This is a genomic window from Paenibacillus gansuensis, from assembly GCF_042684925.1.
In the GTDB taxonomy this organism is placed as follows: domain Bacteria; phylum Bacillota; class Bacilli; order Paenibacillales; family DY6; genus Paenibacillus_N; species Paenibacillus_N gansuensis.
This window is the reverse complement of the sequence record NZ_JBHUME010000012.1, coordinates 68,615-94,519: the sequence shown is the minus strand read 5'-3', so window position 1 is coordinate 94,519 and position 25,905 is coordinate 68,615. Positions and strand designations below refer to the sequence as shown.

23 protein-coding genes, 1 pseudogene and 1 riboswitch are annotated in these 25,905 nt (G+C 52.0%); of the genes and pseudogenes, 12 read left to right on the top strand and 12 right to left on the bottom strand.

Annotated features, from left to right (window positions below; genetic code table 11):
* Positions 1 to 289: 289 nt before the first annotated feature.
* Positions 290 to 1,423, top strand: coding sequence for a S8 family peptidase (locus tag ACFSUF_RS19265; protein WP_377605541.1), 1,134 nt, complete (start codon positions 290 to 292; stop codon positions 1,421 to 1,423).
* A 29-nt stretch (positions 1,424 to 1,452) separates the two neighbouring features.
* On the opposite strand, the gene argS is transcribed toward ACFSUF_RS19265, so the two are convergent.
* From argS to speE, 4 genes are all read right to left on the bottom strand, one after another.
* The gene (gene argS, locus ACFSUF_RS19260) at positions 1,453 to 3,168 is read right to left on the bottom strand and encodes an arginine--tRNA ligase (protein WP_377605539.1); all 1,716 of its coding nucleotides are present in this window, start codon (positions 3,166 to 3,168) and stop codon (positions 1,453 to 1,455) included.
* Positions 3,165 to 3,584 carry a DUF1934 domain-containing protein gene (locus ACFSUF_RS19255; RefSeq protein ID WP_377605537.1) on the bottom strand — a complete coding sequence of 140 codons (420 nt, stop codon included), beginning with the start codon at positions 3,582 to 3,584 and terminating at the stop codon, positions 3,165 to 3,167. Before ACFSUF_RS19255 ends, argS begins: the two co-directional genes overlap by 4 nt.
* A gap of 212 nt (positions 3,585 to 3,796) precedes the next feature.
* The gene (gene speB / locus ACFSUF_RS19250; RefSeq protein WP_377605535.1) at positions 3,797 to 4,666 is read right to left on the bottom strand and encodes an agmatinase; all 870 of its coding nucleotides are present in this window, start codon (positions 4,664 to 4,666) and stop codon (positions 3,797 to 3,799) included.
* A 13-nt stretch (positions 4,667 to 4,679) separates the two neighbouring features.
* Complete coding sequence (speE, locus tag ACFSUF_RS19245; protein WP_377605533.1) at positions 4,680 to 5,507, bottom strand: polyamine aminopropyltransferase; 828 nt, start codon at positions 5,505 to 5,507, stop codon at positions 4,680 to 4,682.
* Between the two features lie 296 nt (positions 5,508 to 5,803).
* Between speE and ACFSUF_RS19240 the strand changes: the two genes are divergently transcribed.
* Positions 5,804 to 7,867, top strand: coding sequence for a transglycosylase domain-containing protein (locus tag ACFSUF_RS19240; protein ID WP_377605576.1), 2,064 nt, complete (start codon positions 5,804 to 5,806; stop codon positions 7,865 to 7,867).
* A 317-nt stretch (positions 7,868 to 8,184) separates the two neighbouring features.
* Positions 8,185 to 8,670, top strand: coding sequence for a C40 family peptidase (locus ACFSUF_RS19235; RefSeq protein ID WP_377605531.1), 486 nt, complete (start codon positions 8,185 to 8,187; stop codon positions 8,668 to 8,670).
* A 116-nt stretch (positions 8,671 to 8,786) separates the two neighbouring features.
* Here the strand turns inward: ACFSUF_RS19235 and ACFSUF_RS19230 are convergent, their stop codons facing one another.
* Entirely contained in the window at positions 8,787 to 9,320 is a 534-nt protein-coding gene (locus ACFSUF_RS19230) for a YwhD family protein (protein WP_377605529.1), read from the bottom strand.
* 175 nt (positions 9,321 to 9,495) lie between these two features.
* Between ACFSUF_RS19230 and ACFSUF_RS19225 the strand changes: the two genes are divergently transcribed.
* From ACFSUF_RS19225 to ACFSUF_RS19195, 7 genes are all read left to right on the top strand, one after another.
* Positions 9,496 to 11,544, top strand: a complete 2,049-nt coding sequence (locus ACFSUF_RS19225; RefSeq protein ID WP_377605527.1) for a M1 family metallopeptidase — start codon at positions 9,496 to 9,498, stop codon at positions 11,542 to 11,544.
* A gap of 15 nt (positions 11,545 to 11,559) precedes the next feature.
* The gene (locus tag ACFSUF_RS19220) at positions 11,560 to 12,375 is read left to right on the top strand and encodes a hypothetical protein (protein ID WP_377605525.1); all 816 of its coding nucleotides are present in this window, start codon (positions 11,560 to 11,562) and stop codon (positions 12,373 to 12,375) included.
* A gap of 175 nt (positions 12,376 to 12,550) precedes the next feature.
* A riboswitch (cyclic di-AMP (ydaO/yuaA leader) is annotated at positions 12,551 to 12,686 on the top strand.
* Positions 12,687 to 12,691: 5 nt separating this feature from the next.
* Entirely contained in the window at positions 12,692 to 13,156 is a 465-nt protein-coding gene (locus tag ACFSUF_RS19215) for a C40 family peptidase (RefSeq protein ID WP_377605523.1), read from the top strand.
* 121 nt (positions 13,157 to 13,277) lie between these two features.
* On the top strand, positions 13,278 to 14,630 hold the full coding sequence (locus ACFSUF_RS19210; RefSeq protein ID WP_377605521.1) for a cryptochrome/photolyase family protein: 1,353 nt from the start codon (positions 13,278 to 13,280) through the stop codon (positions 14,628 to 14,630).
* Positions 14,631 to 14,698: 68 nt separating this feature from the next.
* Positions 14,699 to 15,820, top strand: a complete 1,122-nt coding sequence (locus ACFSUF_RS19205) for a winged helix DNA-binding domain-containing protein (protein ID WP_377605520.1) — start codon at positions 14,699 to 14,701, stop codon at positions 15,818 to 15,820.
* Positions 15,821 to 15,841: 21 nt separating this feature from the next.
* Complete coding sequence (locus ACFSUF_RS19200; RefSeq protein ID WP_377605518.1) at positions 15,842 to 16,597, top strand: exodeoxyribonuclease III; 756 nt, start codon at positions 15,842 to 15,844, stop codon at positions 16,595 to 16,597.
* Positions 16,598 to 16,645: 48 nt separating this feature from the next.
* The gene (locus ACFSUF_RS19195) at positions 16,646 to 18,379 is read left to right on the top strand and encodes an ABC transporter ATP-binding protein (RefSeq protein WP_377605516.1); all 1,734 of its coding nucleotides are present in this window, start codon (positions 16,646 to 16,648) and stop codon (positions 18,377 to 18,379) included.
* Positions 18,380 to 18,510: 131 nt separating this feature from the next.
* Here the strand turns inward: ACFSUF_RS19195 and ACFSUF_RS19190 are convergent, their stop codons facing one another.
* The 6 genes from ACFSUF_RS19190 to ACFSUF_RS19165 form a co-directional block, all read right to left on the bottom strand.
* Positions 18,511 to 18,942, bottom strand: coding sequence for a hypothetical protein (locus tag ACFSUF_RS19190; protein ID WP_377605514.1), 432 nt, complete (start codon positions 18,940 to 18,942; stop codon positions 18,511 to 18,513).
* A gap of 23 nt (positions 18,943 to 18,965) precedes the next feature.
* Positions 18,966 to 19,898 carry an ABC transporter ATP-binding protein gene (locus ACFSUF_RS19185; RefSeq protein WP_377605512.1) on the bottom strand — a complete coding sequence of 311 codons (933 nt, stop codon included), beginning with the start codon at positions 19,896 to 19,898 and terminating at the stop codon, positions 18,966 to 18,968.
* Positions 19,891 to 20,907 carry an ABC transporter ATP-binding protein gene (locus ACFSUF_RS19180; RefSeq protein WP_377605510.1) on the bottom strand — a complete coding sequence of 339 codons (1,017 nt, stop codon included), beginning with the start codon at positions 20,905 to 20,907 and terminating at the stop codon, positions 19,891 to 19,893. Before ACFSUF_RS19180 ends, ACFSUF_RS19185 begins: the two co-directional genes overlap by 8 nt.
* 38 nt (positions 20,908 to 20,945) lie before the next feature.
* Positions 20,946 to 21,791, bottom strand: a complete 846-nt coding sequence (locus ACFSUF_RS19175) for an ABC transporter permease (protein ID WP_377605508.1) — start codon at positions 21,789 to 21,791, stop codon at positions 20,946 to 20,948.
* A 4-nt stretch (positions 21,792 to 21,795) separates the two neighbouring features.
* Positions 21,796 to 22,746 (bottom strand): ABC transporter permease, encoded by a 951-nt coding sequence (locus ACFSUF_RS19170; protein ID WP_377605506.1) that lies wholly within the window; start codon positions 22,744 to 22,746, stop codon positions 21,796 to 21,798.
* A gap of 70 nt (positions 22,747 to 22,816) precedes the next feature.
* A complete protein-coding gene (locus ACFSUF_RS19165) occupies positions 22,817 to 24,430 on the bottom strand; it encodes an ABC transporter substrate-binding protein (RefSeq protein WP_377605503.1) in 1,614 nt (537 codons plus the stop codon).
* Between the two features lie 136 nt (positions 24,431 to 24,566).
* Here ACFSUF_RS19165 and ACFSUF_RS19160 point away from each other — a divergent pair.
* Together ACFSUF_RS19160 and ACFSUF_RS19155 are read left to right on the top strand one after the other, a co-directional pair.
* A pseudogene (locus tag ACFSUF_RS19160) lies at positions 24,567 to 24,701 on the top strand (RNA polymerase sigma factor); the annotation flags it as partial.
* A 263-nt stretch (positions 24,702 to 24,964) separates the two neighbouring features.
* Positions 24,965 to 25,393: a DUF559 domain-containing protein gene (locus tag ACFSUF_RS19155; protein WP_377605501.1), complete on the top strand. Its 429-nt coding sequence runs from the start codon at positions 24,965 to 24,967 to the stop codon at positions 25,391 to 25,393.
* 279 nt (positions 25,394 to 25,672) lie between these two features.
* Here the strand turns inward: ACFSUF_RS19155 and ACFSUF_RS19150 are convergent, their stop codons facing one another.
* Complete coding sequence (locus tag ACFSUF_RS19150; protein WP_377605499.1) at positions 25,673 to 25,885, bottom strand: hypothetical protein; 213 nt, start codon at positions 25,883 to 25,885, stop codon at positions 25,673 to 25,675.
* Between the last annotated feature and the right edge of the window lie 20 nt (positions 25,886 to 25,905).

Genomic DNA, 25,905 nt, shown 5'->3' with positions numbered 1-25,905 from the left:
TTATCACAATAAGTAAAACCTATTTTATACAAAATTGCAACTTGAATCACAAAAAAGAGACGAAGGACCGAAATCCTCCGCCGGTGACTGTATCCGCGCAATAACGGACCCTGCTTCCGCCACTGCGTCTGATGCCGAGAGCAACAGCCCTCACTCCATACTATGAACGCCCGAGTAGAATGACACGGTTCGGAGCCTAAATATTCCAAATTAAGGCAGACGACCTCTATCCGCCGGCGAATCTGGTTCATAAGATATGTCAAAACGGTACGCTTGAGGGGGTACTCTATTGGACTACGTCGGGTTTTGGCACCTTTTGCACGAGGAAATGAAGTATAAATCCAACACCGGCCACCAGCCTAAACAAATTATCCGGTTTCACAGCCCCATGGAATATGCCCGCTGTATGGCGGAATTAAGGCGGTTAAAGCCGTCTCTTTCCAAGCTGTCCGCTGTGAAGAATATGAACTTGATCCATGGCGTATCTTGTACGCTCGGCTCTTCCTCCAAACTAATCAAAGCACATAGCAGGCACCTCCGTGTGGAGGAAGACATGAGGATAAAGCTGCACGAGACGGCTGTATCTCCCCGTACCGATCCTCATGTGCCTTGGGGAATCCGCCAAATTAAAGCTCCCGCCGTTTGGAATAAATCGATTGGTAACCGGGTAAAAGTCGCCGTAATCGATACAGGCATCGATTACAGCCATCCGGATTTGCGTCATAACATCGCAGGCGGCATCAACCTGATTCAGCGCAGCATGCTTCCCCATGACGACAACGGCCACGGCACCCACATTGCCGGAACGATTGCAGCCGCCGGCCAATACCACGGTATTGTCGGTGTCGCCCCGCGGGCTGTCATTCATCCGGTCAAATCGTTCGATAAGCACGGGGCCGCCCTGGTATCGGATATCATACTCGGTATCGACTGGTGCGTCCGGAACAACATCGATATCATTAACATGAGCTTTGGCATGAGAACCCGCAGTGAGGCGCTGCTGCAAGCCGTCCGAAACGCATACAATGCGGGTGTCATCATCGTCGCGTCCTCTGGGAATGAAGGCAAAAAACTTTCCATGGATTATCCCGCCAAGTATCCGCAGACCATTTCCGTAGGCGCCGTCGGAAAGGATCATCATATTGCCCCGTTCAGCAACCGGAACCGCAAAATCGACGTGTTCGCCCCCGGCGAAAAAATATTATCGGCTTGGCCGCGGGGCAAATACAACGAGATGAGCGGCACCTCCATGGCCACTTCGCATGTAAGCGGCCTGATCGCTCTGCTGCTCGCTGCAAAGCCCGGGCTGAAACCGGATGCCATCCGGGAGATGCTGAAAAAAAGCTCCCTGCCAGTGCGGGGAGCGAAAGTAAAAGGCAGCGGGCGGATCGACGCCGCCCGGCTGTTTAAGTTATTGAAGTAAGCGCGCCGGCGTTGCCTGGTTCGGCGGTCTTACGCGTTCTCGCCTTCTGCCGCTTCGTCGGCAGCGGGGCTGGTCATTTGATCCGGCGCGGAGACGCCGATTAGGGCAAGCACGTTGCGGATGACGGTCCGCACGGCTTGCAGGAGCGCGAGACGCGCCTGGGTCTGCTGCGCGTCGTCAGTGATGACGCGCTCTGCTCTGTAGAAGCTGTGGAACTGCGCAGCCAGTTCGTACACGTAGCGGATGACGCGGTGCGGCGCATAGCTGGCAGCGGCGATCGCGATTTCTTCCGGCAGCTCGCCAAGCTTGAGAAGCAGGCCGAATTCAGCTTCAGATGTAAGCTTCGTCAGATCGATTTGATTCAGCGGAAGGACCGTTATGCCTTGTTCCTCCGCTTTGCGGAAAATGCTGCAAATTCTGGCATGTGCATATTGGACGTAAAAGACAGGATTCTCATTGGATGTCGATATAGCAAGATCCATGTCGAAATCAAGATGGGAATCCATACTTCTCATCGTAAAGAAATAGCGGATAGCGTCGACGCCCACCTCGTCCATCAAGTCTACCATCGTGACAGCTTTGCCTGTACGCTTGGACATTTTGACCTTCTCGCCGTTCTGGAACAGGCTGACCATTTGGGCGATCAGGACTCTCAGTTTGTCCGGGTCATTGCCCAACGCTTCCATAGCGGCTTTCATCCGTGGAATGTACCCGTGATGATCGGCGCCCCAGATGTTAATCATTTCGTCATAGCCTCTGGCGTACTTCGTTTTGTGGTAGGCGATGTCCGGTGTTAAATAAGTATAGCTTCCGTCGTTCTTGATCAAAACGCGGTCTTTGTCGTCTCCGTAGTCTGTGGTGCGAAGCCAGGTTGCGCCCTCTTGTTCATAGCTTTGCCCCTTAGCTTTAAGTTCCTCCAGAGCCTCAATCACCTGTCCATTCGTGTACAGGGAAGTTTCGCTGAACCACTCATCAAATTTCACCCCGAACCGGCCCAAGTCGCGCTTAATTTTGTCCAGTTCTTTCTCCAGGCCGTAGGTGCGGAAAAAATCCAGGCGTTCTTCTGAAGGAAGGTTGACAAAGGCATCGCCCTTCTCAGCAACCAGTTCTTTGGCAAAGCCTTTGATGTCCTCGCCGTGATATCCGTCCTCCGGCATCTCCACTTCTTGGCCAAGCTCTTGAAGATAACGGGCTTCAATGGATTTGGCAAGGTTCATGACCTGGTTGCCGGCATCGTTAATGTAATATTCCCGTGTCACTTCATATCCCGCAAAATCCAGAACATTGCACAACGCGTCACCGACAGCCGCCCCGCGGGCATGTCCCAGGTGCAGGCTGCCTGTAGGGTTGGCGCTGACAAACTCTAGTTGGATCCGGCGTCCCTGGCCGGCATTGATCCTTCCATAATCCGCTCCGGCCGTTAGTACTTCAGGAACGACGTTGTACAGATAACTGCGGTTCATAAAGAAATTAATAAAGCCCGGACCTGCAATTTCGGCTTTCTCGATGCCTGCAGAGCCTTGATCCAGATTCTCCAGAATGGTTTCCGCGATCTGGCGAGGGTTCTTCTTAGCCAGCTTGGTCAGCTGCATGGCCGCGTTCGTCGAGAAGTCGCCGTGAGCTTTCTCCTTTGGCACCTCAAGCGCTACAGCTACCGGTGTGCCCGGCTCTACCAGCCCGGACTTCGCCACCGCGTCCGCGATCGCTTCTTTCAGTTTGTTCTTCATTTGCTCCAATGCGTTCATTCCGATTGAACCTCCTGGTAACTCATCTTTATTTTATAATCGCCGGAGAAGTCCCCGTCAAAATACAAGTCATAGTTCCATTGCAAAGTGCCCGTTGCCCCTGTCACGTCCGCATGGATCAGTTGAGTGTGCGTCTCAAGCTGCATAGATACGAACGGTGTCCGGTAGTTGCCGGGCAATCTTCGGCCTACCGCAAAGGTCTGATCCGACTCTACTTCGCCATGACGGATTATTTTCAGTTCCTGCGGATCGATCCGGACCGTGGTCATCGTGTTCCCCATCGCCTCGTCCGTCTCGGCATACCGCAGATAGACGGCATTCTCTTTACGGTACAGGGTACCTTCCACCTTCTGCACGTACGTTTCGCCGCTGTGCCTGCTTTCCACCGTGAGCATGATCGCTGATTTGGCCGGCATCGTCATTCGACTCCTGTCTATTTAGATACTTCCCTTAATCATATACACTTCAGACGTAACATTCAAGAAAGGCGGGGTTTTGCGGGCAAAAAGTTCACCGTCTTGGAGGCCTACAAAGCGCAGAAAGGCTGAAACAACAAAAAGAGCAGGGAGTGTCCCTGCTCTTTGCCTTTTAATCAGTAACACCCGGAATTACCCGGGATTACCCGGTATTACTTCACAAATCCAAGCAGCATCTCGCGGATTAGCTTCGAGGCCACGATTTGAGTTTGTTCGCTGTGGTCGTAGATCGGAGCGACTTCCACTACATCGCAGCCTACTACGTTGGCGCCGGAGCCTGCGATCGCGTGAACCGCCGCCAGCAGCTCTTTGGATGTAATCCCGCCGGCTTCAGCCGTACCTGTGCCCGGTGCAGCGGACGGGTCAAGCACGTCGATGTCGATTGTTACGTACACCGGACGGCCTTCCAGTTCAGGAAGCACTTTCTTCAGCGGCTCCAGTACTTCAAACGGGAAGAAGTTGATGTTCTCGCGTCCGAACTGGAACTCTTCACGTGAACCAGAACGGATCCCGAATTGATAAATGTTCTTGCCGCCCATCATCACAGCCGCTTTGCGAATCGGTGTGGAGTGGGACAGCGGCTCGCCTTCGTACTGCTCGCGAAGATCCGCGTGCGCGTCGATATGGATGACTGCCAGATCCGGATACTTCTTGTACACTTCCTGCAGCACCGGCCAAGTGACCAAGTGCTCTCCGCCCATGCCAAGCGGGAACTTGCCGTCAGCCAGCAAGCCGGCTACATATTCCTGAATGATGTCCAGGCTGCGCGCCGCATTGCCGAACGGCAGCAGCAAATCGCCTGCATCAAAGTACGTCATATCTTCTAGGCTGCGGTCCAAATAAGGGCTGTACTCTTCGAGTCCGATAGACACTTCGCGGATACGGGCCGGGCCGAACCGGGAACCCGGGCGGAAGCTTACCGTGTAATCCATCGGCATGCCGTAGATAACCGCTTTGCTATTCGCGTAGTCATCGGAGCTAAGGATAAACACGTTACCGGAGTAAGTTTGGTCTAAACGCATATGCAACTGCCTCCTACTTCGTCAGGTCTTCCACAAATTTCGGCAATACGAATGCCGCTTTGTGCAAGCGAGGCGTGTAATATTTGGTTTCCAGCTCAGGGATTTGCGTTTCGTCAACCTGAAGCGGATCGTGTTTTTTGCTTCCCATAGTGAACGTCCACATGCCGCTCGGGTAAGTAGGAATGTTCGCTGCATATACGCGTGTAATCGGGAAGATTTCTTTAACGTCGCGGTTAACTTTTTGAATCAGATCGGCTTTGAACCAAGGGTTGTCCGTTTGAGCAACGAAAATACCGTCCTCTTTCAGCGCTTCGAAAATCCCTTGATAGAATCCGCGCTCAAACAGAGGAGCAGCCGGGCCGACAGGCTCCGTGGAATCGACCATGATGACGTCATAAGTATTCTTGTGGTCGTGGATATGCATGAAACCGTCGTTCACGATGACTTCAACCCGAGAATTTTCCAGTTGTCCTGCGATTTCCGGAAGGAACTTTTTGCTGTATTCTATAACTTTACCGTCGATTTCAACGAGAACCGCTTTCTCTACGCCAGGGTGCTTCAGCACTTCACGGATAACCCCGCCGTCGCCGCCGCCTACTACCAGTACGTGCTTAGGGTTCGGGTGTGTGAACAGAGCCGGGTGAGCCACCATTTCGTGGTAAACGAACTCATCCTTAATCGTAGTCATGACCATGCCGTCCAGTACCAGCATACGTCCGAACTCTTCGGTGTCGATCATATCCAGCTTTTGAAAATCAGTTTGTTCCGTTACCAAAGTTTCGCGAATTTTCGCAGTAATGCCGAAGCTCTCGGTTTGTTTCTCCGTGTACCACAGTTCCATGTATTTAACCTTCTTTCGTCGTCATTGATCTTGCTTATTTTTCCGAAAAGAGATCGTTTCATCCCTTGATACGTCTGAATCTGTAAAGCCTCGCGCCCCGAAGGGACAAAGCCCGTGCCACAGCACAAATTGTATTATAGTCGAACCCTGCAGAAATGCAACCTTTTAAGCCCTTTAGATGAAAATTTTTCATAATAAGATGATGTAAATCTGTATAGGCTTTCTTTTCCTTTTCCATACTGTTAAAAAGATGCCTTTACGATACTCTTCAACGAAAGGAGACCGCCATGAACCGGATGGAACAAGAACCGAAACCCGTACAGACCGAACTGCAAGATCAGGGCCCTTACGTAAGGATGTATCAGAACTTCAAAAAAGGCGTCACCGTCCTTCTCCTAACCGGGGGGATCGTCATCGGCCTGGCTGTGCTGGCTCTTCTGTTTTTGCGCACCCAATCGCTGCCAGCGGCTTCGGTCTCGCAGACTTCCCAGATTTTTGACGCAAACGGTACATTAATAGACAGCTTTCACTCCGGGCAAAACCGGCAGGTCATACCCCTAAGGGATATTTCCCCGTATTTGAAAAATGCGACACTTGCGATTGAGGATAACCGGTTTTACAGCCATTGGGGCATCGATATGCGGGGCCTCGCGCGCGCCGTTGCGGTTGACGTGAAACATATGGCGAAAGTCCAGGGGGCAAGCACGATTACCCAGCAGCTGGCACGGAACCTTTATTTAAATCACGACCGGACCTGGGAACGAAAAATCAAAGAGGCGATGTACACCGTCCAGCTGGAAATGAACTACTCGAAAGATGAGATTCTTGAAAAATATTTAAATCAGATCTACTACGGCCACTCTACTTACGGTGCGGAAACGGCGGCTCAAGTTTATTTTGGGAAGCATGCGAAGGATTTGTCCCTGGCGGAAAGCGCTCTGCTGGCCGGGGTGCCCAAGGGGCCAAAATATTATTCGCCCTATCTCGATCTGGACAATGCGCTTTCCCGGCAAAAAACCGTACTCCAATCCATGGTGAAATACGGCTATCTTACACAGTCCGAAGCTGAGGCGGCTGCCAAGGAGCCACTGAATTTTAAGCCGCTCTCGGCACCGAAGCCGGATGCTGCGCCTTATTTCAGGGACTATGTAAAGCAATTCGCCGTTACGCAGCTGGGAATTGACGAGAAGCTGATCGACGGCGGCGGTCTTAAAATCTACACTTCCCTGGATATGAAAGCTCAGGAAGTGGCGGAGAAAGCGGTGGCCGGACAGCTGCAAGGCACCGAAGAACTTCAGGCGGCGTTGATCTCGATCGATCCGCGCAACGGTTACATTAAAGCGATGGTCGGCGGGCGGGATTACGACCAGAACCAGTACAACCGGGTGTTTGCCGGAACACGGCAGCCGGGTTCGGCATTTAAGGCATTTCTTTATCTGGCCGCACTCGAAAGCAAGACATTCAGCCCGATGACGAAATTTAAAAGCGAGCCGACAACGTTCACCTACGACAACGGCAAGCAGACGTATACCCCGCGGAACTATGGCGGGCACTACGAGAACGATTGGATCGACATGCGGCAGGCGATCGCCAAATCGGACAATATTTATGCGGTCTCCACCATTCAGCAGGTGGGACCGGAGAAAGTAATCGAGACGGCGCGCAAGCTCGGGGTGGACAGTGCAATGAAGCCGCTGCCTTCCCTGGCGCTGGGGACATTCCCGGTGAGCCCGTTCGAGATGGCTGTGGCGTACGGCACGATCAGCAACCGCGGAGTCAAAGTCACGCCGACCGCGGTCCTGAAAGTCGTCGACTCCGAGGGCCGGGTGCTGTATGAATCGCACCCGCAGGCGCAGCAAGCGGCCGATCCGGCAGCAGCGTATGTGCTGACGAACCTGATGCAGAGCGTCTTTGAAGAAGGCGGGACCGGCAACCGGGTGTCCCGCTACCTGAAGCGGCCTGTTGCCGGAAAGAGCGGAACCACCAACTCGGACGCCTGGATGGTCGGCTTTACGCCGGAGCTGGTGACGGCGGTATGGGTAGGCCACGACAAAGGCAAAACGATCACTACCGTAGAGTCGCGGAAAGCGGCGCCGATCTTCGCGGAATATACGGAAGGGGCGCTGGAATCGATCCCGCCGAAGCTGTTCGAGATGCCGCAAGACGTGGTCAGCGTCTACGTAGACACGGCTAGCGGCAAGCTCGCGACCGCTTCCTGCGGGCAGTCCCGCCTTGAGGTATTTGTGAAGGGGACCGAACCGGCCGAATACTGCGGAGATGGCGGCAAACCGCTTCAGCCGACGGAAGAGCGGGCCAACCATTCCTGGTGGCAGGACCTGAAACGCTGGTGGACGGATTAAGATCAGAGAACCTTTCCCGATTTCGAGGAAAGGTTCTTTTTTGCTGCACTGAAAAAGGAACTATTTAGGTAAAATGCGACTGCACACGGAGAACGCTTACACCCTACTCCTTCTAAGAATAAATAGATCCTGCAAACAGGCATTTGTCAACCTATATTTGCTATATTACTCTCAGATAATTCTCATGTTTTTCTAATAATCCCCGTTACCCCTTAGAGAGACATAGACTTGCCGCGTGTGAGGTAAATGATTCCAAGTTTCAACATGCTATACTTCGGGTATACCGGCTAGCCAGCCACCCTTAGGAGGAAAACAGCATGAATCTACGACATCGCATTGTGAAACAGCTGACCGTGCTCGGAATCAGCGCAGCCCTATTGTACACTGGTACTGCAGCATACCTTGCCCCTCCGGCTGAAGCAGCCGTCTCGACTAGAGACCGGGTTATTACTATCGGCAAAAAATACTTGGGGACTCCCTATCAATTCGGTGCTAAATACGGCAGCACTTCCCGATTTGACTGCTCGTCCTTTACTAAATGGGTATACCATTATGTAGGCAAACCATTGCCGCGCGCTTCGAAAGACCAGGCGAAAGTCGGCCGTTACGTACCGCGCAGCAAGTTAATAAAAGGCGATTTAGTCTTCTTTACCACAACTAGCAGACCGGGTATTTCCCATGTGGCTATTTATATCGGCAACAACAAAATACTGCATACTTACGGAGCAGGCGGCGTGAAAATCTCATCTATGGCTTCCGGTTGGTGGGACAACCATTACGTGACAGCCCGCAGAGTCCTTTAAATGAAAAATTGATAGCGCTAACGAAATAGATGAATGTATTCGATTTCTCGCATACATTCCGACCGGCAAACTAAAAATGGCAGTCAGGAGAAACCTCCTGACTGCCATTTTAGTTATTAAGCCAGCCCCTGTTTTAAAGCTTCGTCCGATGCTTCCCACCACTGCGGATTGTGTTCCATCAGCAGCTTGCGCAGCGAGGCTTTCTCTTCTTCGCTCAATCCGTCCAAGATGAACCTGCGCTTCAGGGCATAATCCAGCTTGTTCACGTGATCCGCAAGAATTTTCCATCCTCTTCTGGCTTCAGCATCAATCAGCATTTCACAGGCTGTGACACCGCCGTACCTTGTTCCTTCTTCCGTGCGGTCGACGGCAACCCAAACCACCCAGCACTTCCGGCCGTTCGGGACATCCTCTTTATTGGTCGAGAATTTAATGCCGCGCTCCACCTTGCTCTTGGCATGCATAGCACCGTCGTCGATGTAGGCGCTGCCTTCGTCGATAATCACGCACGACACATTGTTCAGATCAATGCTTCCGGCACCGAACCCCCGGTGCGGCTTATTGCTGACTACATTCAGCGCGATCTGCTTCTTCTCTTTCTTCGCCGGTTCCCCGCCCGCTCCCGCGCTGCCGTTGTTCTCTATATCCATAAATGAAGGCCTCCTTCAGATTTGCCCAAGATTAGTTCTATTTTAGCGAATATACTATCATCTTTGCCATATGCAATGCAAAAATTCCCCCGCACACTTATAGAAATAATTCGCGGACAAGGTACATATACATGCTTTAGACGCTTGTCAAGCTTGTCAACGGGAGGAAAAACGTATGAACCATCGGCTTACCAAACCACTTGTATCCTTGCTCTTAGCGGTCGCTTTCATCGTATCCGGTATCGCCTTATGGCCCCGAGACGAAACTGCGGTCCCCGCTTCCGGCGAAGTGAAACCGGCAAACCAGAGCAAGAAGAAGGCGCAAAGCAAGCCCCAGCGCCCGGCCGCCAAGACTACCTCCCCGGCTGCCAAACCGCCGGTTAAGTCGGCGCCTTTGCCGAACCTGCCCGTCGATAAGAAGCCTGAACCGCTCAGCCAGCGCGTGGTGGAATATCATATTGATGCCAAGTGGGTGCCGGACCGCAAGCAGATTACCGCTGCTCAAACCGTCACCTGGACGAACCCCGGCAAAAAGACGGTAACCGAGATGTATCTGCATCTCTACCCTAATGCGTTTGAATCCATGGACACTACGTTCATGAAAGAATCAGGAGGCACGCTGCGGTCGGACCGGATGCTCTCCGGCAGCTTCGGCAGCATAAAACTGAATGCGGTGAAAACTTCGGATGGCACCAACCTTCTTCCGCGGCTCCAGGCTGTGCAGCCTGATGACGGAAACAAGAAAGACCGCACACTGGTCAAGATCCGCCTTCCTGAGCCGATTCCTCCCAAGGGATCGATTACGCTGAGAATGGCTTTTACCGTAACACTGCCTCACACGTTTGCGCGAATGGGTTATGCCGGCGATTTCGTCATGGCCGGGCAATGGTTCCCGAAAGTCGCCGCCTACGAATTGACCGGAACCCGCGGACGTGCCGTAGAAGGCTGGAATGCGCACCAATACCACGGCAATTCGGAATTCTACTCCGATTTCGGGATTTATAACGTGAAAGTGGCGGTTCCATCCAGCTATATCGTTGCGGCAACCGGCTTTCAAACCAAACCGACAACGGACAAAGACGGGTACAAGACTTATCAGTTCTACGCCGACGATGTGCATGACTTTGCCTGGTCCGCCTCCCCGGATTTCGAGTATGCGGAAGAGCCCTTCTCGGCTCCCAATGTGCCGGGTGTTCGCATCAAGCTGTATCTCGATCCGAAGCATAAGGATCTCAAAGACCGCTACTTCCATGCAGCAAAGACGGCCCTTACCGAATTTAGCAAAATGTACGGCCAATATCCATACAGCACGTTGTCGATCGTCGTACCCCCTGCCGAGGGCAACGGTGCAGGCGGCATGGAGTATCCGACACTGGTTACCGCATTCGGTGCCGACAGCATCGACCCCGGCTATGATCTGGAGCGTGTCGTCGTTCATGAAATTGCGCACCAGTACTGGTACGGCATGGTCGCCAGCAACGAGTTCGAGGAAGCCTGGCTGGACGAAGGTTTCGCTTCCTACTCGGAAGACAAGATTATGGAGAAAGAGTACGGTGTCGCACCGAACCTCCCTGTCGAATCCAGCTATATTACGTCCCCGGCTCCATTGAAGCAGCTTTCCTGGAAATACAGGGGCCATAACCATTACGCCGAGAATGTGTACACCAGAGCAAAGCTTGTGCTGCTGGGGATTGAGCGGGAAATCGGAACGAAGATGATGAACAAAGTGATCCGAGCTTATTTTGTAAAATGGAAATTTAAACACCCTTCCACGGCGGACTTCCAAACCGTGCTGGAGCGTATGACGAAACGGGATTGGGATCCTTACTTCAGCCAATACGTCTATGGCAGCATGATGGCTGACTTCTCCGTAGAGGAAATCCACACGGACAAGGTCAACGAAAACGGCGAGACGATATATGTACACCGGGTCTTTATAAGGAAGAACGGCGGGGATTTTAGTAAAGTGCCTATCTTGTTCTATTTTGAAGACGGCTCAACAATGAAGAAAACCTGGGACGGCGCCGAACTTCTGACGGAATACAAAATTACGAACTCCTCCCCTCTTACCTGGGTTGCAGTCGATCCGAACCGCACGATCGTGGTCGAAAACAAGCACATCAATAACTTTATGAAAGCCGAGGTGGACTCCAAGTGGAACATCCGGTGGAACTTGAGCATCGCCAAAATACTCGAAGCCCTGCTGGGCTCGCTCGCATGGTGAGGTGAAACTATGGTCATGCAATGGGTAAAACAAGGCTGGTCCTCCATGCTGCGGCAATTTTCTTCCGTACTGCTGCTGTTCGTGTACCAATTGATATGGGGTTTACTGCTCTACCGCTTCATCGAATCGATCGTTTACCCTCTGCTTCGGCGTTACCCCGGCAATTCCATGCAGGAGCAAGCGGTCCAGCTGTTCTTTATAGAAGGTCAATTTCAATTGACCCGGACGGATATCAGCCACCGTTATCTGGCCATTCTTGCAGCGCTCGTATTGCTAAGGCTGGTCGTCTCCCCGTTGATTCAGGCCGGGATCTGTCACTGTATCCACCAGGCCGGCTCAAAGGAGAAACGTGTTTTTCTTACCGGTGTCAAAACATACGGAGTCTTCTTCGTCCTGCTTTACTGGCTGCAGCTGACGTTAACTCTGCTTCCGGCCTACTGGATTCTTCCCCGGACCGCGGATATCTACAACACGAATGTGAACTGGCAGCCCATGCTGATGGAATTAAGCCCGCTAGCTTTACTGTGGATCCTGTATGCTTTCCTTCTGCATCTGTTGTTCTTATCGGTTCAAATCGGCAAGGTGAGCGGCCGGCCCGCATTTCACTCGCTTGGAGTCGGGCTGCGCTCCATCCTCCCGTTCTCAGGCGTGGCTTCCGTCCTGCTGTTGGCCAGCGGAGCGGTGTTTCTGGTTACTGCTGCGGTCTCCCTAATCTGGGCGGGCCTGCTGGCATTAATCCTTCATCAAATCCATTACCTGATCCGTACCATGTTTAAAGTTTGGGGCATTACGAGCCAGTATCATTTGTGGCGCTTCAAGAGCGGAGAATAAACAGTCTGGACAAACGAACAAGCCGTTCCTGCATAGCAGGGACGGCTTATTTTTACATTTCTTACAATGGACTGGGTCTAAAGATTGTCATTTTAAAATAATTTGTGACTAATCTGTGACTAAAGAAGGAGATTTGAAAAAAAGATCGAATTATGAGAGTGGAAAAAATCACTTTACACAAATTTTGCCGAATTCCCGCAAGGGAAACGGGGGATCCATTTTCGGGTGAATTGGTCTCGCTTCAGAGTGACCATAGGGAACCTTCTTACCGAACCCTTAAGCTAACCTCGTAGGCTCTGGAAGGGGCAGCTCTGTTTTGAGAAAAGTTTCAGCAGTACTTTTGGGATTGGCTGTTTCGTTGTCAGTTATGGTTGGTAGTGCTTCCGCAGCTACCTCGCTGGATAGCGAAGTATCCAAATTAATCGGTATCGACTACGACTACGGCGGCACTACGAAGAGTGGCTTTGATTGTTCAGGGTTTACTTCTTATGTATTCAACCGTTTCGATATCGAGCTGCCGCATTCCTCCAAAGCACAGGCACAGCTTGGCTCCAAGGTGAGCAAGGATGAGCTTCGTGCGGGAGATCTGGTCTTTTTTGAAACGGGCGGCGACGGCATTTCTCATGTAGGCATCTACGTGGGAGACGGAGAGTTCGCTCACGCATCTTCGAAGAAAGGCGTTACGATAAGCAAAATGAATGATTCTTACTACGTGTCGAAATTTGTGACTGCCCGTAGAATCCTTTCAAATAATGCTTACAAACAACTCGCAGTAGAGTAACGATTTCTTCAGGTTCCGTCTCCGGGCATTGGACCGGAACCGTCTGTGAAAGTCTCGTAAGGCCGTTGCAGCGGCCTTCGGGGCTTTATTTTTGTTTACAAGAAAGGCAGGGTTATAAACTATGTACTTGTTTATTCATAGAAAAGATTTAAGAGTTAAGGATATGAAAGCGTTCAGTTTTCTCCATGAGCTGGGGAAGCCAGGCCTTCACTTGGTGATTGTGGACCCGCAGCTGTTATCAACGGAACGCGGCAAGGACCACAGCGGCAGGTATTTCCTTGATGCCGTTGCCAGGTTAACCAGGGATTACGCTAAAGCGGGCCGCGAGCTTCATCTCGTTTATGGGAATCCGGAAGATGTCGTTGAAGCTGTTTGCAGCGTACACAACGTGTCGGAAATTGTGTTTCATGAAGATTACACACCCTATGCTGTACGCAGGGATCAGGCAATCCGCGAACGTGCCGGTACTGCATCGGTTCCGGTGTATGCGATACAGGATCATACGCTCGCTGAGGCGGAGGCGTTTCAGTCATTTACGGAGAAAAAAGAGCCTTATAAGGTATTTACACCATTTTACAGAAAAATGAAAACATATCTTGAACTTTTTTACAGGCCGGGTTCGCCTTATTCCGTGCGTGATTTGCAGACGGCGGAGCTGGATGCGGGATTGATCGAGAGATTTAGTGTACCATCGGAGATTGCGGCAATTCTATCGGGGAGTGCGAAGACGGCTGAGCCGGAACCGGCGGAGGTGCTTGCGGCGTATTTGGATGACGGACTGCTGCAGTACGACGACCTGCGGGATGATTACGGCAACCCGGGAACCAGCGGTATCAGCGGGCTGCTGAACACCGGAGCCCTTTCCATCCGCACCGTGTACGAAGAGCTGCAAGGCCGCGAGGGGGCGGAGGCTTGGCTCCGGCAATTGATTTGGCGGGAGTTCTATATGTATCAGGCGCAGATGGATCCGGACTTTTTCCGTTATGAGCAGGTTTATGATTTGTCGGGGCTGTCGGACCGCCACTTTGAAGCATGGCGCCAAGGCCGTACTGGCATACCGGTGATCGACGCGGCTATGCGCCAGTTAAACGAAACCGGGGTCATGCCGAACCGGCTCCGGATGATTACGGCTATGTTCCTTACTAAAAACCTGTTATGCCCTTTTCCGCTGGGAGAGGCTTATTTCCGCACCAAGCTTGCCGATTACGACAACGTATTGAACCGGGGCGGCTGGCTCTGGAGTTCCTCGATCGGCTTCGATGCGGCTCCTTACTTCCGGATTATGAACCCGGTCACTCAATCGGAGCGGTATGATCCACAGGGGCGTTATATACGGACTTGGCTTCCTGAATTGGAGGGTGTTCCTGCGGCCAAGATCCACCAGCCCCGTCCCGATGCCATCGTAGATTTGAAATTGTCACGCTTAGAGGCGATCGAGCGATATAAGGTGTTGTTGGGCGGGCGGAAAGAATAAAGGAAGTTTTCTCCCGTAACTGCAAGCGGCGGCTGTATGATAAACTAATCTAAAAGAGGAGGCCTCCTATGCCAGCACCAGGCCAAGAACATCCGAAGCATATGTTAGACAAGCGGACGCTTAACCGCGCCCTGCTGGCAAGGCAATGGCTGCTGGAGCGCTCCCCGGCCTCTGCTTATGAAGCGTTGGAGCATCTTGTCGGACTGCAGGCCCAGGCTCCGAATCCGCCTTATTTTGCGCTGTGGACCCGGCTGAGCGAGTTCAGTCAGCAAGATCTGTCCGAACTGATCGGCAGTCGGCGTGCGGTTCGGATCGCTCTGCAGCGCGCGACGCTCCATCTGGTGAGCGACCGCGACTGGCTTCGGCTGCGCCCGGTGCTGCAAGCGGTCCAGGACCGCGCAGTAAACGGCGCCTTCGGCCGGCGGCTCGAGGGCCTTGACCTCGACGCCGCAGCCGCGGCAGGCCGGTCCCTCGTAAAGGACCGGCCGCTGACCCTGGGCCAGCTCGGCGCGAAGCTCGCCGGGCTGTGGTCCGAGCGCGAGCCTGCCGCGCTGGCGAACGCGGTGCGCGCAGCGGTGCCGCTCGTCCAAGTGCCGCCGCGCGGCATTTGGGGCTCGAGCGGCCAGGCCGCGCACACATCCGCGGAGGCCTGGATTGGACGGCCGCTCGCCGCGGAGCGTGAGCCGGACGAGCTGCTGCTGCGCTACCTGCGCGCGTTCGGCCCGGCCACGGTCCAGGACATGCAGGTCTGGTCCGGACTTACCCGCCTGAAAGAGACCGTCGACCGGCTTGAGCCTCAGCTCGTGACCTTCCTAAGCGAGGATGGGCGCATACTGTACGACCTTCCGGACGCCCCGCGGCCGGACTCCTCGACTCCCGCACCTGTGCGGTTCCTGTCAGAGTTCGACTCCATGCTGCTCTCTTATGAAGACCGCAGCCGCATTTTGGACCCGGCATACAAAGCACGCCTCTTCACTGGCAACGGAATCATACGTGCCGCATTCCTCGTAAATGGTTTTGTCCAGGGAAAATGGAGTTTGGAGCTTCATCGCGAAAAAGCCGTGTTGGTCTTAGACCCTTTCATCCGGATAAGTGCACAAACGAAAGAGGAACTGGAAACAGAGGGCTTATGTCTGTTGGCTTTTGCGGCCCCGGGAGCCGATATACGGGAAATCCAATGGAAATCATAGAACAAGGGGAATCATAAAATAATGAAACTCGTATCATGGAACGTGAACGGCCTTCGGGCCTGTGTGAATAAAGGGTTTATGACGTATTTTAAAGAGGCGGACGCGGATGTGTTCTGTCTGCAGGAAACGAAGCTCCAGGAAGGCCAAATCTGCATGGAAGGTATGGAGGAATACGGGCAGTACTGGAACTATGCTGAGAAAAAAGGATACTCCGGCACCGCTGTTTTTAGCAGAATGAAGCCGCTGAACGTGACTTACGGCATCGGGGCTCCTGAAGAGACCGAGGGGCGCGTAATAACGCTGGAATTTGAAAGCTTCTATCTGGTGAATGTGTACACGCCTAATGCGCGCAGGGATCTGTCCAGGCTGCCTTACCGGTTGGAGTGGGAAGAATTGTTCCGGGAATACTTGGCGGGTTTGGATGCGGTGAAGTCTGTTATCGTATGCGGGGATTTGAATGTCGCTCATCAGGATATCGACCTGAAAAATGCTAAATCCAACCGGGGCAACTCCGGATTCACGGATGAAGAACGGGCTGCAATGACGAAACTGTTGGATTCGGGGTTTATTGACACCTTTCGTCACTTGTACCCGGACCGGACCGATATGTACTCCTGGTGGTCTTTCATGCCGAAAGTCCGGGAGCGGAATATCGGATGGAGAATCGATTATTTTCTGATGTCCGAGCGGCTCGCGCCACAACTGAAGAAAGCCTCCATCGAATGCGGCATCCTCGGCAGCGACCATTGCCCGGTAACTTTAGAGCTTGAGCTGTAAATTAAGGGCTCGCCAATACTTTTTTGAATGCAAGAGAGGTGAAGACAAGTGCCCTTAATCCGCCGTTTTATCGGTTATTATGTGCCTTACAAAAAGCTGTTTCTGTTAGATTTCAGTTGTGCCGTCGTTGCTGCCTTGCTGGAGCTTGGTTTCCCTATCGGCGTCCAATGGACAATAGATAAGCTTCTGCCGACAGGGAACTGGTCGAAAATCGCGTTCGTGTGCGCCGGGCTGCTGGTTTTGTATTTGATCAGCATGGGACTGCAGTTTGTGGTCAATTATTGGGGGCATATGCTGGGGATCAACATTGAGACGAATATGCGCAAGCAGCTGTTTACCCATGTGCAGAAGCTTTCCTTCCGCTTTTTCGACAACACGAAAACAGGGCAGATTATGTCGCGGATGACGAACGATTTGTTTGATTTGGGCGAAATGGCGCATCATGGCCCGGAGGACTTTTTTATTGCATTGATGACGCTGGCGGGCGCCTTCGGGATCATGTTTACCGTCAACTGGGAGCTGGCCTGCATTACGTTCGTCGTCGTGCCGCTGCTTGCTTGGCTGATCGTATTTTTCAACCAAAAGCTGAACAAAGCCGCCACTCAAATGTTCGAAAAGATCGCCGATGTCAACGCACGTGTGGAAGACAGCATCTCAGGCATTCGGGTAGTGAAGTCGTTCGGAAACGAGTCGTTCGAAAGAGCAAGGTTTGAGAAGAACAACCAGGCGTTCCGCGCGGCGAAGCTGAAGTCGTATTTTGCCATCTCGCTCAGTTCCTCGGGAATCTACATGCTGACGAGGTTCATTACGCTGACGGTGCTGGTGTTCGGTGCCTGGTTTGCTTATCAGGGAAAACTCACCTATGGGGAGTTGGTCGGTTTTCTGCTGTATGTGAATATTTTTCTGCGGCCGATTGAGAAAATTAATGCTCTGCTGGAACTGTATCCTAAGGGTATGGCCGGGTTCCGGCGGTTTTGCGAGCTGATGGATACCGAACCGGACGTAAAGGATGCGCCGAATGCAGTGGACGTCGATCGGCTGCGCGGGGATATTGAGTTTAAGGATGTCTCCTTCGGTTACGAAAATCATGCTCATGTGCTCCAAAACATCAACCTCCGGATTCGCGCGGGGGAAACCGTAGCGTTGGTTGGCCCGTCTGGTGCGGGAAAATCAACCCTTTGCAGCCTCATTCCGCGGTTCTATGAGATCGACAGCGGCGTGCTGTCCATCGACGGGATGGATATCCGGTCCATGAAGCAGACTTCCCTGCGCAATCAGATCGGTGTAGTGCAGCAGGATGTGTTCCTGTTCAACGGAACGATCCGGGAGAATATCGCCTATGGACGGCTTGGCGCGTCCGATGAGGAGGTAGAGGAAGCGGCCCGGCAGGCATCGCTTGACGGGCTGATCGCATCGCTGCCGGACGGGCTGGACACGTTCATCGGCGAGCGCGGGTTGAAGCTGTCGGGCGGCCAGCGGCAGCGGCTGTCCATTGCGCGGATTTTCTTGAAGAATCCGCCTATCTTGATCTTGGACGAGGCGACGTCCGCGCTCGATACCGAGACGGAGTCGCTGATCCAGGCGGCGCTGGAACGCTTGTCGCACAACCGGACGACGCTGATCATTGCGCACCGTCTGGCGACGATCCGCCACGCCGACCGCATCCTGGTCGTGACGGAGGACGGCATCGCCGAGGAGGGCCGCCACGAGGAGCTGCTGGCCGCCGCCGGCATTTACGCGCGGCTTAGCTCGGCGCAATTTGCGCAGTCGACGTTGGGTTAGATTGGCGCGGTCGGACAGGTACTTCTATGTTGCAGCCACTTAGCTAAATGAAAAAGACGACCTTCATCTCAAGAAATTGGGAATGAAGGTCGTCTTTTTGTATCACTTGGGCGGAACCATTCTAAGCTTCATTACACCGCTCTGTTCGCAGGCTGGATCCGGTAAACTCCTGCAGCGTCCTCCGTGACTTTCCAGCCAATGGACAAGATCTCAGCTAGCCGTTCTTTCTCACTAGGAGTAAGATCGGAGACCACCGCTTCGTTCCCTTCTTCCAGAATGAGCTCCGGCTTTTTGCCGAATGCTATGGAAATCCAGGAATGAATCCCCCGAACTGTATTATATTTAATCGAGTAGCCCGACTCTACTGCCGATCGGAATGTCTCAGGCTCGGCCGCTGCAAAATCCGCCAGTACTTGGTAATCCAACTCATAGATGCTCTCGTCCTTCGGCAGGTCGCGTTCCGCCACTCTCCGCAGCAGTTCCTCGTGAGGCCAGCCCAGGGCCCGCAAGCCTTCCAAGAGCAACGCTTCCCATTGGGACAACTTCACCAGCGTTTGGCTCATAGTAATCCCTCCTTATCTTCTTTTCATCCTATTTCGTAATCCGCTACAAAATGACCCGGGCTAACCTCCCGCAATACTGATTCCTCCGCATGTCCCGTAAAACGGAAACTCTCCTTCCCCTTCGCCGCCATTCTATCCCTTGCGGCACGCGGATCCGGAATCGGAATGGAAGACAGCAGCGTTTTCGTATACGGATGCAGCGGGTTCTCATAAAGCTCATCGCTTGGAGCAATTTCTACCAACCGGCCGCCATACATGACACCGATCCGGTCGGAAATATGCCGCACCATCGATAAATCATGGGCGATAAACAGGTAGGTCAGCCCAAACTCCTCCTGCAAATCTTCCAGCATATTGACTACCTGCGCCTGTACGGAAACATCAAGTGCGGATATCGGTTCATCGCATACCACGAACTCCGGACGCACGGACAAAGCGCGGGCAATCGAGATCCTCTGGCGCTGGCCGCCGCTGAATTCATGGGGATAGCGGTACAGATGTTCCCGCTTCAGCCCGACCTTTTCGAGCAGTGCTGCTACAGTCTCTTTACGTTCTTCCTCTTTAGCGGCCAAGCCATGAATGCCCATCGGCTCGCTAATCAGATCGAATACATTCATCCCAGGGTTCAGGGAGGAGTAAGGGTCCTGAAAAATGGTTTGGATCCGCCGCCGATAAGGTTTCAGTTCCTTATCTTTAAGATGGGTTAGGTCCGCTCCGTCAAAAAGCACCTGCCCCTCTGTATAATCGTAGAGCTTGATTAAACAACGGCCTACTGTCGATTTGCCGCTCCCGGATTCACCTACCAGACCGAACGTTTCGCCCCTGCGGATTTGAAAGCTTACTCCGTCTACAGCTTTAAGTACTTCCTTCTGGCGGCCAAAGAGAGCTGTTACCTTGGGGAAATATTTCTTCAAATTTCGTACATCCATAAGAATATTGCTATTATTTTCAACCATGTGCAGGACCTCCTTCCCCTAAAGCCTGCGCAAGCGTTCTATGCTCGTCCAGCAGCCAGCAGAGAGAACTGTGCCCCTGCCCGAGTACATACCTCGGCGGAAGCTCGGAACACTTCGCCATAGCATGTGGACAGCGTTCCTGGAAGGGACAGCCGGAAGGCGGATGAATCAGATCCGGCGGCGTTCCTTCGATGGGTACCAAGCGCTGCCTGCCTGCTCCTCCTTGACCGGGAAGGGACCGGAGCAGTCCTTGCGTATAAGGGTGACCCGTACGATAGAATATATCATCCACCGTCCCCTCCTCCATGACCATCCCCCCGTACATCACAATGACACGGGTACATACTTGAGCAACGACCCCTAGATCATGTGTAATGAGTGCAACAGCAGTATCCGACTGTTCCTTAAGCTCCTTGATGAGATCCAGAATTTGAGCCTGGATCGTTACATCCAATGCCGTCGTAGGCTCATCCGCTATCAACAGCTCAGGGCTGCAGGAAAGTGCCATAGCAATCATGACACGCTGACGCATGCCCCCGCTGAGCTCATGAGGATACTGATTCAACCGTCGTTCAGGCTCCGGAATGCCCACCTTGCGCAGCAGCTCGACCGCTTCCCGGAATGCCGCCTCTTTACCCAGCCCGCGGTGCCTGCGAATGACCTCCGCCATTTGGAATCCAATCTTTTTCACAGGATTCAGAGCTGTCATCGGATCTTGAAACACCATCGCCATCCGGTTTCCACGAACGGTACGCCACTTTTTCTCTGAAAACTCCAATACCCGGTCTCCGTCAAAAATAATCTCACCGCTCAGCATCTCACCCGGAGCCGAGACGAGTCCCATCACCGCTTTGGCCGTGACGCTTTTCCCGCTCCCGGACTCGCCCACAATGCCAAGGGTCTCTCCTGCGTCTATATGAAAGCTGACGTTCCGTACCGCTTGATTTTGCCCTTCGCGGGTATGAAAAGACACGGTTAACCCATCCACGGTCAGCAAACGTTTTGTCATAGTTGCCGCACTCCTTTCTGCCGTACTGGCTGTACGGATTACCTTTTGCCCAATCTAGGTTCCAAACCGAGGCGCAGAACGTCCCCAAGGATATTAAAACTTAACACTGTCATGAAAATCAGCAGTCCCGGGAACAACGCCATATAAGGAGCTTGAGCAATATATCCCTGAGCCCCGTTCAACATGCTGCCCCAAGTCGCATTCGGCGCCTGCACGCCAAAGCCGAGAAAGCTTAAAGAGGATTCCATCATAATCGCGGATGCGATGTTATTCGTCGCACTTACGATAATGACGGATACCAGACCCGGGAGGATATGCCTCCAAATAATCCCGAATGACCCATGTCCCGAAGCCTTGGCGTACATGACATATTCCCGTTCCTTGAGCGCCATGGTCTCCGCACGGATGATCCGCGCGATATTCATCCACATCAGCAGAGAAATAATCACAATAATATTGCCTACCCCCGGCTTCAGATACACGCTAAGCAGCAGTAAAATCAGGAACGACGGGATGGACAGCACAATATCCAACAGCCTCATTAACACACTGTCGATCCATCCTCCAAAATAACCGCTGACAACGCCTACTGCCACACCGATGCCTGTAGCCAAAATCATAGCCAGGAAGCCCACCGTCAGTGAAATTCGTCCCCCATACAATGCTCTTGCAAAATAATCCCGGCCATAATCATCCGTACCGAACCAGTGCTCGCTGCTTGGAGGCTTCAGCTTGTCCATGATCTGGATGGCGTTTGGATCTTTTGAAGATAAAAAGGCAAAGGCTGCTGCTGCAGTCACAATAATAAGGTAGATGACAGCAGCGATAGCCGGCTTGTTAGCAAGCAGTTCGCGGGCGACCTGGTTCCATTTATTCCGATTCATGAGATCACCTCGTTGTTTTAATTCTCGGGTCTGCCAGGCTGTACAGAATATCCGCCGCCAAATTGCCCAAAATCAGCATAACGGAGGAGAATAGGGTAATACCAAGGATTACCGGATAGTCCATTCCCCGTACCGCCGTCATACCCAGCGAACCGATCCCCGGCCAGGAAAACACAGTCTCCGTGACAATGGCTCCTGTGACAAGATCGCCCATCGACATGCCTAAAAGCGAAATAACAGGAAGGAGCACATGCTTCAACACATGCCGGAATAAGATGGTTTTCTTCGAGGAACCAAAGGCATATTGAATTTGCACATAGTCTTCTTTAAGCTGGCTGATGGTGCTGGAGCGGATGTACCGCACATACACGGCAAGAAAACCCATCGCCAGCACGGTACAAGGCAGAATTCCATGCTTAATGACATCCCAAGCTGATTCCTTGCCGATCGTCCGCATCCCCATACTTGGCAGCCAGTGCAATTTAATTGAGAACAAGTACATCAGCAGGATGGCTAGCCAGAAAAGCGGAATGGAGATTCCGATATAAGCGAGAAGATTGACTCCTTTGTCCACCCACCGGCTCCGGTTAGCCCCCGCCAGCAGTCCGAGAGGAATAGCAAGCAACACTCCTAACGCGATAGCCGACCCCATTAGGCCCGCCGTGGCAGGTAAGCGTTCAAGGATCTGATCCAAAACAGGTTTGTGATTGATTAGGGAGTATCCCAAATTGCCGGAAAGGCATTCTTTGATCCAGAGAAAATACTGGACGTAAGCGGGTTTATCCAAGCCGAGATTATGCCGGATCCTTTCGATGTCTTCTGCATGCATATTGGGCGTCACGAAGGAAAGTACCGGATCGCCCGGCGCCGCCTTCACCATTATGAAGCAGGCAATCGATACGAAGAGCAGCATAGGCACGGTTTGCAATAGTCTTCTTATAATAAATTGTCTCATGCTTCTGTTCTCCTAGGCATTATTAGAATAAAAAATAAGCTGGATGCACCAGCTTATTTTTGCCCACCCGTTATTTCAGATAAATTTTTGACAGGTCTTCAAAGATGACAACAGGCTTCAGGACCGCTTCTTCCAGTCCTCCATACTTTTTATCTACGGCAACAATCGTTTTCGTGTAAGCAATCGGATAAATCGGAGCATCCTGAGCTACTGTTTCCTGCAGCTTCTTATAGATCTCTCCGCGTTTTGCAGCGTCCGCTTCTCCGGCACCTTGCTGGAACAGGCTGTCTGCTTCTTGATTAGAGTAATGCGAGTAGTTCGCATTGCCTTTCGTTGTGTACAGAATGCTGTATGCGTCCGGGTCGTAACCCATAATATAGCCTGCTGCAGCCAACTCAAAATCTTTTGCATTTGGATCTACGAATTTCTCGCCGTAAGCGGAAGCATCCATAGCCTTAATTTCTACTTCTACACCGATCTCTTTCAGCTTTTGCTGGACATAAAGGGAGATGGCTTCCTGTGCTTTGTTGCCGCTGGAAACGATGAACCGAAGCTTCAATCCTTCTGCGCCGGCCGCTTTCAGCAGTTCTTTGGCTTTGTTGATGTCATTATCGTAGCTGGTTACCTCATTTGTGTGGAACAATCCGTCCGGTGTTACAAAGGACTTTGCAGGGTCCGCATAATCGCTGGAAGTGTAAGCTACTTGAATCAGTTCTTCCCGGTTCAAAGCGTACGAAAGTGCTTGTCTTACTTCCTTTTTGCCTAAAGCGCCCGTGTCACTGTTCTGATTGAACAGAACGTAGGATAAACGGCCTTCACTATATGGCAGAATCTCAAAATTGTTAGTAGCCTGGATTGTCGCAACGTCCTGCGGGTCCACGTACTTAATGTTAATTTCGCCGTTCTGCAACGCCAAGTTAGCAGCATTCGTATCTTTGGCGATCCGGTAGGTAATGGAATCCAAGTGAGGCTTTCCGCCTACATAGTTATCGAATCGCTCCAAAGTGACATACTCACCTGTCTTGTATTCCTTGAATTTGAATGCGCCGGAACCGACAGGAGTGCTGTTCTTGATGCTTTTCTCGATATCAGCTTCATTTTCAAAAATATGCTTTGGAATCGGGGATACTTGTACCAACGTAGCTTCAAAAGCAGGGCTGACTTGCGGAAGCTTGAATTCAACCGTGGTCTCATCTACTTTAACCGCTTCAACCGGCTTACCTCCGATCACGAAGTTCCCTCTCAGAAAACTGTTTTGCTTCTCATCTAAAATCTTTTGGATAGTAAACACGACGTCGTCAGCAGTCAGCTTCTCTCCATCATGCCAAGTCAGGCCGGGTTTCAACTTCAATGTATACGTCAAGTTATCAACGGAAGGCTCCAGGCTTTCTGCCAAATAAAAAGTCTTCTTGCCGTTGTTCACCTGAAATAGCGGTGCAAAGAGTGCTTGGTCAATGGTAAGGCTGACACGGTCGCCTGCATAGTTCGGATTCAGAATGACAGGGTCAGCTCCAACAGCTATAATTAAGCTTCCGCCATCCTTAGGCTGGGCATTCTCCGCTGGTTGTGACGTGTTACCCGGGTTGTTGGCAGCTGGTGCATTTCCAGCATTATTGCCCGAGCAAGCACTAACAACCAAAGCTAGCAAAGCAAGAAAAGTTACCCCTAATAATTTCTTCCTCATGATGTGTTTTCCTCCATTATCTCTATGAATCTTATAATTTTCTAATTGTATATCGGAATACTAGGGATTGCAATAGTAGAGACTTTATAAATATTATCATGGAAACCAACGAGCAGGGTCAAGCCTTGTTGAGAACCTTCACCAGCCCACATATAGATATTGCTATCAAATGCTGAGGAACAGACAGGATGCGGAAGATGCCGTACAAGAAGTATTTGTAAAGATACTAAGGAACCCGTCCAACGGCATGCTCCACAAACCAAAACCATAAATTGACACAATTTAGTAACAATTCGCTCAATTCAATCCTTTACCGCAGTGATATACTAATTGCAGACGAAGAACGTCCTTATCCGCCGTACTGGCATAAGGGCGTTCTTATTTTTTTGTTCGGGACATTGTTGGTGATGGAGGCGGTTGCGGTGGCGTTTGAGGAGGAACACGGATTGTTTATAGAACAGCATTTTAGGTCAAAGGAGCGGTGAGAGGCGCGGACGGCTTCAGCGGGGGCATGCGTTTGCGGAAAAACTCTTTTTGGAGCAGGTTTGGTGGCCGTTAGTCGGAAGTTTTGAGGGTTTACACCCCGAGTACGAGGTCCACGATTGGAATCGCAAGTCACAGTTTCTGGACTTCGCTTTCCTTACTCATAGCGGGTGTATTGGCATAGAGATTGACGGTTACCAAAGCCATGTAAAGGATATGGATCGGGAACGCTTTAGCTACGCATTGAATCGGGATACCTTTTTAACCGGGCTTGGTTGGCGAATCATTCATTTTTCTTTTGACGATGTACAGAAGAGACCCGAAGTGTGCCGCATGCTGCTGCAAATGGTTATTGGTCCTGCAATGATGCTGCGCAGCAGGGATCGTGAACTCTTTTCCCCTTTAGAAAAAGAGATTGTGCGTCTAGCCTGGAGCACAGGGAAGCCGGTCCGCCCTAAGGATCTTATGGAGAGGTATTAGTGAACTTCCGCACGGCCCGTAAATGGCTGCAGGGGTTGGTTGAAAAGCAGGCGCTTCAGCCGGTTTTAACCACTGGCCCTTATGTGTGCCGCTATGAACCAGCCGAGGGATTTACTCGGGCGTTGATGTGAAATGTTGTATTCTGTGCAGCATTTTGAGTGATTTGAGGGGGTTATATTGAGTAATGTTGTACGGCGTACAACATTATGGGGCTATACGGTCCGTAATGAGGTGAAAATGTTGTATGATATACAACACTTGCTAAAAATGCAGCCCAATTCAACCGCAGAAGTTGTAAAAAATACAACATTCACCCGCTTCCCCTGCCTTGGCGCGGAGATGTGACTGCTGGATCTGCGAGGGAGTCACCTCTCTCGCGTCCGGCACTCCCCGCCACCAAGCCTTCCCCTGCATCAACCCGGGAAGTAGATCGACTATGACCGGCTCGCTGCGTATAGTGAAAATAGCCAGGCCCGTCAAGCGGCCAAACACTTTGGTCCGCCCGGACCTGG

What these genes read in the sequence shown, in the direction of transcription:
- argS (WP_377605539.1), bottom strand. Translation starts at nt 3,168, where the DNA reads ATGAACGCATTGGAGCAAATGAAGAACAAACTGAAAGAAGCGATCGCG.
- ACFSUF_RS19255 (WP_377605537.1), bottom strand. Translation starts at nt 3,584, where the DNA reads ATGCCGGCCAAATCAGCGATCATGCTCACGGTGGAAAGCAGGCACAGC.
- speB (WP_377605535.1), bottom strand. Translation starts at nt 4,666, where the DNA reads ATGCGTTTAGACCAAACTTACTCCGGTAACGTGTTTATCCTTAGCTCC.
- speE (WP_377605533.1), bottom strand. Translation starts at nt 5,507, where the DNA reads ATGGAACTGTGGTACACGGAGAAACAAACCGAGAGCTTCGGCATTACT.
- ACFSUF_RS19240 (WP_377605576.1), top strand. Translation starts at nt 5,804, where the DNA reads ATGGAACAAGAACCGAAACCCGTACAGACCGAACTGCAAGATCAGGGC.
- ACFSUF_RS19235 (WP_377605531.1), top strand. Translation starts at nt 8,185, where the DNA reads ATGAATCTACGACATCGCATTGTGAAACAGCTGACCGTGCTCGGAATC.
- ACFSUF_RS19230 (WP_377605529.1), bottom strand. Translation starts at nt 9,320, where the DNA reads ATGGATATAGAGAACAACGGCAGCGCGGGAGCGGGCGGGGAACCGGCG.
- ACFSUF_RS19225 (WP_377605527.1), top strand. Translation starts at nt 9,496, where the DNA reads ATGAACCATCGGCTTACCAAACCACTTGTATCCTTGCTCTTAGCGGTC.
- ACFSUF_RS19220 (WP_377605525.1), top strand. Translation starts at nt 11,560, where the DNA reads ATGCAATGGGTAAAACAAGGCTGGTCCTCCATGCTGCGGCAATTTTCT.
- ACFSUF_RS19210 (WP_377605521.1), top strand. Translation starts at nt 13,278, where the DNA reads ATGTACTTGTTTATTCATAGAAAAGATTTAAGAGTTAAGGATATGAAA.
- ACFSUF_RS19205 (WP_377605520.1), top strand. Translation starts at nt 14,699, where the DNA reads ATGCCAGCACCAGGCCAAGAACATCCGAAGCATATGTTAGACAAGCGG.
- ACFSUF_RS19200 (WP_377605518.1), top strand. Translation starts at nt 15,842, where the DNA reads ATGAAACTCGTATCATGGAACGTGAACGGCCTTCGGGCCTGTGTGAAT.
- ACFSUF_RS19190 (WP_377605514.1), bottom strand. Translation starts at nt 18,942, where the DNA reads ATGAGCCAAACGCTGGTGAAGTTGTCCCAATGGGAAGCGTTGCTCTTG.
- ACFSUF_RS19185 (WP_377605512.1), bottom strand. Translation starts at nt 19,898, where the DNA reads ATGGTTGAAAATAATAGCAATATTCTTATGGATGTACGAAATTTGAAG.
- ACFSUF_RS19180 (WP_377605510.1), bottom strand. Translation starts at nt 20,907, where the DNA reads ATGACAAAACGTTTGCTGACCGTGGATGGGTTAACCGTGTCTTTTCAT.
- ACFSUF_RS19175 (WP_377605508.1), bottom strand. Translation starts at nt 21,791, where the DNA reads ATGAATCGGAATAAATGGAACCAGGTCGCCCGCGAACTGCTTGCTAAC.
- ACFSUF_RS19170 (WP_377605506.1), bottom strand. Translation starts at nt 22,746, where the DNA reads ATGAGACAATTTATTATAAGAAGACTATTGCAAACCGTGCCTATGCTG.
- ACFSUF_RS19165 (WP_377605503.1), bottom strand. Translation starts at nt 24,430, where the DNA reads ATGAGGAAGAAATTATTAGGGGTAACTTTTCTTGCTTTGCTAGCTTTG.